The 6,105-nt window shown below is 58.5% G+C and carries 4 protein-coding genes and 1 pseudogene; 2 read left to right on the forward strand and 3 right to left on the reverse strand.

Features of this window, described 5'->3' with window-relative positions; genetic code table 11:
• Both AC3WMT_RS30730 and bamJ read right to left on the reverse strand, forming a co-directional pair.
• Nucleotides 1-221: pseudogene (locus tag AC3WMT_RS30730) on the reverse strand (hypothetical protein); the annotation flags it as partial.
• A 293-nt stretch (nt 222-514) separates the two neighbouring features.
• Complete coding sequence (gene bamJ / locus AC3WMT_RS30735) at nt 515-1,234, reverse strand: BamJ family beta-barrel-assembly machinery protein (RefSeq protein ID WP_103306955.1); 720 nt, start codon at nt 1,232-1,234, stop codon at nt 515-517.
• A 270-nt stretch (nt 1,235-1,504) separates the two neighbouring features.
• Here bamJ and AC3WMT_RS30740 point away from each other — a divergent pair, with 270 nt between their 5' ends.
• Nucleotides 1,505-3,313, forward strand: a complete 1,809-nt coding sequence (locus AC3WMT_RS30740; RefSeq protein ID WP_103306954.1) for a di-heme-cytochrome C peroxidase — start codon at nt 1,505-1,507, stop codon at nt 3,311-3,313.
• A complete protein-coding gene (locus AC3WMT_RS30745) occupies nt 3,310-4,473 on the forward strand; it encodes a catalase family protein (RefSeq protein WP_103306953.1) in 1,164 nt (387 codons plus the stop codon). The genes AC3WMT_RS30740 and AC3WMT_RS30745 overlap by 4 nt, the downstream gene beginning before the upstream one ends.
• Here AC3WMT_RS30745 and AC3WMT_RS30750 read toward each other — a convergent pair whose 3' ends face one another.
• Entirely contained in the window at nt 4,474-5,826 is a 1,353-nt protein-coding gene (locus AC3WMT_RS30750; protein WP_146041288.1) for a hypothetical protein, read from the reverse strand.
• Nucleotides 5,827-6,105 lie beyond the last annotated feature (279 nt).

Here is a 6,105-nt window from a genome sequence, read left to right on the forward strand (position 1 = left end):
ACCGAGATCAACGCTTTGGGACTGATAGCGCGATACTCGCCGCGCCAGTAGGCCAGGCATAGCGCCTGGAGCAAACGCAGATCATCCTTCAGTTTTCCGAGACGATTGCCCTGCGCAGCGCCTTTGCTGGCCACCGCAAACAGCAACGTCGGCAGGCGACCGCGAGCGAGCAACCGGCCAGCCAAGGGCAGGAATCGAGCGAAATTCCACGGAGCTTTCATCTTTTCCTCCCGTTGAAATGTTATCCACACAAATTGTGGATAACCTTGTGAACAGAGCTGCATTTCAGCGCTGAGAGCCCCGTTTCATAAGGGCTGCGCTCAGATCGGGCGTTTTTTACTCACATAAAAAACCCCAATATTTCATTGACTTGGCGGCTCAGGGCGTCTAGCGCAGCAACCTCAAAGGCTATGACTCTTCTGACCGGCATCGGTTCGCTCTGTTTACCCTTGCCAAGGTCCAGATGCAACAACGCCCCGCATAAGCGAGGCGTTGTTGTTGAAGCCCTGGCCGATTACTTGGCGGCAGCAGCGTCTTCTTTGGCTGGATCCTTGATGGCCAGCAGTTCCAGGTCGAAAACCAGAACCGAGTTGGCCGGGATTGCCGGGCTTGGCGATTGTGCGCCGTAAGCCAGATCGCTAGGGATGTACAGTTTGTACTTCTCGCCAACGTGCATCAGTTGCAGACCTTCAACCCAACCCGGGATCACGCCGCTCACCGGCAGATCGATCGGGCTGCCGCGCTCGACGGAGCTGTCGAAAACGGTGCCGTTGGTCAGCTTGCCGGTGTAGTGAACGGTCACTACGTCGGTAGGCTTAGGCTGTGGGCCGTCAGCTTTCTTGACCACTTCGTACTGCAAGCCCGAGGCGGTGGTAGTCACGCCAGCCTTCTTGCCGTTTTCTTCGAGGAACTTCTTGCCGGCAGCTGCCGACTCTTCGCTCATCTTGGCCATGCGCTCTTCGGCACGCTTTTGCAGCGCGGCGAAAGCTTCGACCAGTTCTTCATCTTTCAGCTTCTGTTCTTTCTTGCCGACGGCATCTTCGATGCCCTGGGCTACCGCTTTGGAGTCCAGGTCATCCATGCCTTCCTGAGCCAGGCTCTTGCCCATGTTCAGGCCGATACCGTAGGAAGCTTTTTGCGCCGGGGTTTTCAGCTCTACGCTGGTCTGCGAATCACAACCCGCGAGGACCAGGCTAACCAGGGCTACCGCCGCCGCCAACCGATGCTGTTTCATGCTATTTCCTTGTTCATGCGCCGAAAGGGCAATCGAGTAAAGCCGCGAGCTTATCAGGCCGCCACGACCAATGGCTACCGGCATGAGAGCAGTAAACCTGCGATAAGTTCAGGGACCAAAACGCATTTGGGCAAACGGATGATGAAGCTTCTGTCATCTGATCCTGAGCGCGAGCGAATCACCCATCCTTATGACTTGGCGTAATGGCCACTTGCCGCACCGGGTCAAGCTCAGGCATAACAGCGCAACAATTCGACAAGGATGTTTATCTTGCGCCTCTTATTCCGTGTGCTGACCCTGATCGTCGTGCTGCTTGGACTCGTCCTTGCGGTGGTGTTGTATTACGTCGCCAATCCGAAATTACCCTTCTACACCCCCGTGCAGCAGGTGCATTACCTGAATCAGTGGTCGCAGGCTGAACGCCAGACCTACTACTTCACGCCACAGGGCACTCAGGTCAAAGGATTGCGTTACGAGTGGTTCCAGGCGCTGGAGCTGCCCTTTTCGCAACAGCGTTTCGCCTCGCCCGAATACCTCGCACGATTTGGCTTTCTGATTGATCCACAACAGAAAGCCACGCCAAACAACCCCGGCAATCTTCCTGTCGGCTTTGCGCGGCACCAGAATCCCGGAAGCACCGAGCAATATCTGGACATAACTTGCGCCGCTTGCCATACCGGCGAATTGCGCTTTAACGGCCAAGCCGTGCGTATTGATGGCGGCTCGGCGCAACACGTATTGCCTTCCAGTGTTCCTACGCTGCGCGGCGGCAGTTTCGGACAAGCCTTGGTCGCCAGTCTGACCTCGACTTACTACAACCCATGGAAATTCGAACGCTTCGCGCGCGCGGTACTGGGCAATGACTACGACGCACGTCGCGAGCAGTTGCGCAAAGACTTCAAAAACTCGCTGAACACTTTTCTGAAAGTCGCCTGGAACGACACCCACCGTGGCCTCTACCCCACCGAAGAAGGCCCGGGACGCACCGATGCATTCGGGCGGATTGCAAACGCGACGTTCGGCGATGCCATTTCTCCCGCCAACTATCGCGTCGCCAACGCGCCGGTGGACTACCCGCAGTTGTGGGACATGTGGACGTTCGACTGGGTGCAGTGGAACGGTTCTGCGCAACAGCCGATGGCGCGCAACATCGGCGAGGCATTGGGTGTCGGCGCCACCCTGAACTTCTTCGACGCCAATGGCCAACCGCTGCAAGGCGATGAACGTTATGCCTCCAGCGTCCGTGTGCGTGATCTGCACAAAATCGAAGAAACCCTGCAGCGCCTGCAACCACCCGCGTGGCCGGAAGACGTGTTTGGCGTCGTCGATAAAGCGCTGGCGGCCAGGGGGCGCGCACTGTTTACCGAAAACTGCGCCGGCTGCCACGTTCCGCGCAAGACTCAGGAAGGCGAACGCTGGGTGCAACATTTGCACCTGTTGCCAGTGGAGGTAATCGGCACCGATCCGAATGCTGCCAACAACATCGCCAGCCATCGTTTCGACCTCACGGCCCTGCAATGGGATCTGAAAGAGCTGGAAAAAATGGACGTGAAACTGCACCCGTCACCCGAGGAGCCGCTGGATCTGAGCCTGTTGTCCGTGGCCAAAGGCCTGGCGTACGTCACCGCATTCGTCGAAAACCGCGCTTATCGCGAAGCCAACGTCACTGCGCAGGAGAAACCGCGACTCGACGGTTTCGGCCTGCCGATCGGTGTGCGCGAAAAAGTCGCCTACAAGGCTCGCCCACTGGCCGGCGTCTGGGCCACTGCGCCGTTTCTGCACAACGGTTCGGTGCCGAGCCTTTATCAGTTGCTGTCGCCGCAGGATGAGCGCGCCACCACCTTCTATAAAGGCAGCTTCGAATACGATCCGCGTCATCTGGGCTATCGCACCGAAGCTTTTACCAATGGCTTCCTGTTCGACACGCGGATCACCGGCAACCACAACAGCGGTCATGAATTCCGTGCGGGTGAACGCGGCAATGGTGTCATCGGCCGCTGGTTGCAGCCCGAAGAACGTTGGGCGTTGCTGGAATACCTGAAAGTCCTCGGCGGTCCACTGGAGGCGCAATTGCCATGATCTCGACCTTCAAGAAAGACCTCCCGCCGCTGGCCCGGATCTGGTTGTGGCTGGGGCGCCTGCTGGGCAAAACCCTGCTGTTGTTACTCGCCATCGGCCTGCTCGGCTGGGCCGTTGCCTGGGCCTGGTTTGCCTGGCAGCACCGTGGCCCGGTTTCCGCGCTGGAGCAGATTCCGCCGGGCGAGTCGGCCATGACTCAAGAGGTGATCCAGACCGCCGTGCGCATTGTTGATCAGCACCGCGAGCCGACGCGCTATCTGCGCGACGCTCACGCCAAGGCGCATGGTTGCGTGAAGGCGCAGGTGCTGGTTCTGCCGCAACTTGCCCAGTCGTTGCAGCAGGGCGTGTTCAGCGAGCCGGGGAAAACCTGGCAAGCGCTGATTCGCCTGTCCAACGGCAACGCCTATCCGCAGTTCGACAGCATCCGCGATGCCCGGGGCATGGCGATCAAACTGCTCGACGTACCCGGCAACCCCTTGCTCGACAACCGCCAGCAACAGCACGAGCAAGACTTCGTGATGTTCAGTCATCCGAACTTCTTTGTCAGTGATGTCGCCGAGTATCGGCAGAATGTGGCGGCGCAGGCTGACGGCAAAAAGGTCATGGCGTTTGTCCCCGGTTGGGATCCGCGCACCTGGCAAGTCCGGCATCTGTTTATTGCCCTGGCGACCTTGTCGCCTGCGCCGGACAGCCCGACACGCACCACGTATTTCTCGGTCTCGCCGTACAAGTTCGGCGAGTCGAACGCCAAGTTCCGGGTAACGCCGGATCCCGACAATTGCCCGGCCTACACCCTGCCCCGACAAAACCAGGATCTGCCGAACTTCCTGCGCAGCGCCCTGAATCAGCAACTCTCGACGGATCGCGTACCGGCCTGTTTCCTGCTGCAGATTCAGCGCCAGGATGCCAACAAATACATGCCGATCGAGGACACCAGCATCGAGTGGCGCGAGCAGGATTCGGCGTTCGAAACCGTGGCCCGTATCACCGTGCCACCTCAGGATTTCGATACACCGCAGCAGAACCTCGATTGCGACAACCTGTCTTTCAACCCCTGGTTCGGCATTGAAGCGCACCGCCCGATTGGCGGGATCAATCGCCTGCGCAAAGCGGTGTACGAGGCGGTCAGCGACTATCGTCATCAGCGCAATGGCGGTTGATCACGGCTCTTGCTGTGCGGCAGATGACGCCATGACTCTTCCAGCCTGGGGCCATGCAGCACTGGGGAGCAGGACGCTGAGAATTCCGGCGCTGGCGACTTTGTCGATCAACATCTGCGCACTGATGTCGCCGGAGTTGATTTTTTGCTCAAGGTCTTGAGTGAGTTCGGCGATCAACTCGCGCACCTTGGGCATGATCGGTTTGGCGAAACGCAAGACAGCGCCGTCGGGGGTGATTGCAAAAATGCGTTGATGAGGCGCTTCGCTGACCCGTGCCAGACCGACTTTGAGGTCGGCGGTAGAGAAAAAATTGCGCGAAAGATCGGTCCCGCCCGATGTCGGCGATGGTTGAATCGAGTGATAAATGCCAAGCACGCGAAAGGCTCGGGGGATGCGCGGCTGACCCTGTTGATTCCTGGGAAACAGCGCACTGCGGTCAAAGCTCGCGTATTGGCGGGAGATCGGCTCGGTGACGATCAGAAAATCACTGACATTATGTTTGAGAATAAAACCGACATTGGGATTCGCCGACGGCAACGCGGGTAATTGTTTTCGCAGATAGACGGCTGCTTCTTTTGCATTTCGACAGATCGGGCCAAAGATCGGCATGGTTTTAAGCGCCGGTGGTGCCTGCAGAATGTCCGACCGCCAACTGGCTTTGAGCCGGCCACGGTGCCGCCAGAGATCCCCGGGAACCACAACGGTCACCTTTCCAGCCGCCACCGCCAACAGGATCCACAGGCTGCTGGGAATCGAACCCTCTTCATACAGGATCTGAAAACGTCGCGAATCGCCATCCGGGTTTGGCGCAAGGCGCGGCGACAGTTCCTGTTCAAACGGCAGATTGGTCGACGTGTACGAGAGAAGTCCGCCGTTACCGGCACTCAGATAACATTTCGAGTATTTTCGATGCGGATTCATCACCGCAGACAAATCGGCAATGGTGAAGAAGCGATTGCGCTGAACCCATTCCGTGGTGGCTTCGTCGGCGCCTTGAACTTTGGCCGGGTGCGCATGGAAACTCGCTTCGAGGGCAAAACCTCTGGGGATGATCAACTGGCCATTCGCACCGGCAGTCACTGCCCACTCACGACGCGGATCCTTGGCTGGATCAGGGCGTTTCTCCTCGACCCCGCTGGCTTTAGCCTCGATCCGTTGAACGCAATAGAAGCGCTCGTCCGCGCTTTTCAGAATGAACCAGTGCAACTCGGTACTTCGCGGCGGTTTCAGCAGGCCGTGCAGACACGCTGCGGCATCGTCGCTCGAGAGAAATGCAGGTTTGTCTGCCATGAATGACAGCGCATCCGTGTCGTCGGCAGAAACGGTAGCGGTTGCAGAGGGAGTTGGGGGCATGCGGTCGGGCTCTCGGCAGGCAATGGAATCGGCGCCATGACCTGATGAGGTCATGGAAAACAAGGTCCATTGTCCGAAAACGATGCGACTGGCAGGCACTACATAGATATAGGCCGTGAAGAAAACCCAAACGCCAGACAGCAAAAAGCCCGCACTAGGCGGGCTTTCTGTGGAATCTGGCGTTCAGTGTTCCAGATTCCGAATATGGCGCAGCGGACGGGACTCGAACCCGCGACCCCCGGCGTGACAGGCCGGTATTCTAACCGACTGAACTACCGC

The organism is Pseudomonas sp. FW305-7, from assembly GCF_058786735.1.

What these genes read in the sequence shown, in the direction of transcription:
- bamJ (WP_103306955.1), bottom strand. Translation starts at nt 1,234, where the DNA reads ATGAAACAGCATCGGTTGGCGGCGGCGGTAGCCCTGGTTAGCCTGGTC.
- AC3WMT_RS30745 (WP_103306953.1), top strand. Translation starts at nt 3,310, where the DNA reads ATGATCTCGACCTTCAAGAAAGACCTCCCGCCGCTGGCCCGGATCTGG.
- AC3WMT_RS30750 (WP_146041288.1), bottom strand. Translation starts at nt 5,826, where the DNA reads ATGCCCCCAACTCCCTCTGCAACCGCTACCGTTTCTGCCGACGACACG.